This is a genomic window from Protofrankia sp. CiP1_Cm_nod2, assembly GCF_920664355.1.
In the GTDB taxonomy this organism is placed as follows: domain Bacteria; phylum Actinomycetota; class Actinomycetes; order Frankiales; family Frankiaceae; genus Protofrankia.
In genome coordinates this window covers 26,310-28,833 of record NZ_CAKKTL010000052.1, presented here as the reverse complement: position 1 = coordinate 28,833, position 2,524 = coordinate 26,310, and the positions used below count along the sequence as shown (strand labels likewise).

Below are 2,524 nucleotides of genomic sequence, written 5' to 3'. Positions count from 1 at the left end.
GACCGGCCCGGCTGGCTTGACCGGTCCAGCCGATGTCTCCGGCGGGGCCGGGATGCTGACGACCGTGCCCGATGAGGTGCGGGAACACGCATCCATGGCATCATCCGCGCCGCGCGCCGCGGGCGGCGGCGCCACCGGGGCTGTCGGCGTGTCCCGTTCCCTGCGGGTGATCACTGCCCCGGCGAGGCGCGCCTGGCACCAGTTGACCAGTATGCGTACGGCGCTGCTGCTGCTGTTCCTGCTCGCGCTCGCGGCCGTTCCCGGTTCTCTGCTGCCGCAACGGTCGCTGAACCCGTTGAAGGTCGGGGAGTACTTCCGGGAGCATCCTTCGCTCGCGCCGTTCCTCGACAGGCTGTCAGCTTTCGACGTCTTCGGCGCACCCTGGTTCGCCGCGGTCTACCTGCTGCTGTTCGTCTCCCTGATCGGCTGTCTGACGTCGAGGGTCCGCTGGCATGCCAGGGCGCTGGTGGGACGGCCGCCGCGGGCGCCGGCCCGGCCGAGCCGGCTGGCCGGCGGCCGGTCGTGGGACAGTGCGCTGGGCCCCCGGGAGGTGGTCGAGGCGGCGCGGGTGGTCCTGCGGCGGCGGCGGTTCCGGGTCGGAGCCGCGCCCGAGGGCGCGACCAGGCCCGACGGCAGCCAGGACTTCTCCGTGGCCGCGGAAAAGGGCTATCTGCGCGAGACCGGGAACCTTGTCTTCCACATCGCGCTGGTGCTGATGCTCCTCGGGGTCGGGCTGGGCTCGTGGTTCGGCTACCAGGGCACTGTCCTGGTCATACAGGGTGACGGTTTCACGAACACGCTGGTCTCCTACGACCAGTTCAGCCGGGGCAAGCTGGTCGACCCCGTCGGTGACCTGGCGCCGTTCTCCCTGACGCTGGAGAAGTTCACCGCGTCCTACCAGCCCAACGGGCAGCCGGCGGACTTCCGTGCCGACGTCGTCTACACCACCGATCTCGGCGGTCGGACCCGCACGGCCGACATCCAGGTCAATCATCCGCTGGCGATCGGCAGCGCCAAGGTGTATCTGATCGGCCACGGCTATGCTCCGCACTTCGTGCTGCGCAGCGGCGACGGCAGCATCGTCTGGGAGGGCTACCAGCCCTGTACGCCACGGGACGCCATGTTCGCGTCCACCTGCACGTTGAAGATCGGCGATACCGGGCTCCCGCCGACAGGGCCGACCAGGGAGCCCCAGCAGCTGGCGTTCACCGGCGTGTTCACTCCGACCACGCAGCTCGATCCGGCGCACGGTTACATCTCGGCCCATCCGGCCGCGGACGCCCCCGGCCTCACGCTCACCGGCTACGTCGGCAACCTGCACATCAACGAGGGTGTGCCGCAGAACATCTACTCGCTGGACACCCGGGACATGCGCCAGCTTCACATAGACGGCCCGATCGGCACCGGACGGGTGGCGCAGGTGCTCGCGTTGAACAATCCCGAGCAGCGGACGATCAGAGGTCTGCCCGGGGGGATGACCCTGGAGGTCGACGGGGTTCGCCAGTTCGCCACGTTCCAGACCAAGTCCGATCCGTTCAAGGGCTGGGTGCTGGTCGCGGCTGTGGCGATCATCGGTGGTCTGCTGGTCAGCATGCGGGTGCGCCGGCGTCGGGTCTGGGTGCGGGCGCGCCCCGCGTCCGCACCGGCTGACACGGGCACGGCTGACACGGGCACGGCTGACACGGGCACGGCTGACACGGGCACGGCTGGCGCGGGCAGCGTTACCAGCACGGGCAGCGGTCCTGGTGTCGGCCCCGACGCCGGCTCCGATGCCCGCGCGATGACCACGGTCGAGGTCGGTGGACTGTCCCGTTCCGATGTGGACGGCTTCGCGGCCGAGCTGCAGTCGATCATCAGGGACATCCGGCTGGCCACCGCGCCCGTCGAGGGCGCGCGTCCAGCCTGGTTGGGCAGCCCGGACCCCGCGGAGCCGCCCGGGCGGCTGGCGCCGGCTCAGGCACCGTCGGATGCTCGGACGTCATCGGATGCTCGGACGCCGTCGGAGCGGGGAGCGCTGAAACAGTGAACGCTGAAACAGTGGGGACAGACGCCGTCGGACCGGGCGGCAAGCGCCATCCGGGCCTCCAGGACCATCATCGGATCCGGGACCTGATCCGGGATCCGAGGTGCGGGGAGGATCTGATGGCTGGGCCAGAGGCTTCCCCGGCCAGCATTTCCCAGGCCAGCGGGGGAACCGGAGATCCCACCGGACAGGAGCTGTGATGCCAGTCAATTCCGGCCTTGCCACGTTGTCCGACCATCTGCTCGGCGTGACCATGGCGGTCTACGCGCTGGCCATGCTCGGCTACGCGGCCGAGTTCGCGTTCAGCCGCTTCGGGCGTGCCAGCGCCGCGGCCCTGGCCGAAGGCCGGGCGGAGAGACCGATATCCCTGGCGGCGTCGGCTGCGCCGTCGGTGCCGGCTGCGCCTTCGGCGTCAGCGTCGGCGTCAGTGCGGGCCGCCGCGGCCGCGACGCCCGGACGGGTGGCGCTGATGGTCGGCATGGACGTGGCAGGCAGAGATGC

Annotated in this window: 1 protein-coding gene and 1 pseudogene; both read left to right on the top strand. The window is 70.7% G+C overall.

Annotated elements, in window-relative coordinates:
* The coding region (gene resB, locus NBW84_RS08265) for a cytochrome c biogenesis protein ResB (RefSeq protein ID WP_445548666.1) at window positions 1-2,026 on the top strand (2,026 nt) is incomplete at its 5' end.
* Window positions 2,027-2,222: 196 nt separating this feature from the next.
* Window positions 2,223-2,524: pseudogene (locus tag NBW84_RS08260) on the top strand (c-type cytochrome biogenesis protein CcsB); the annotation flags it as partial.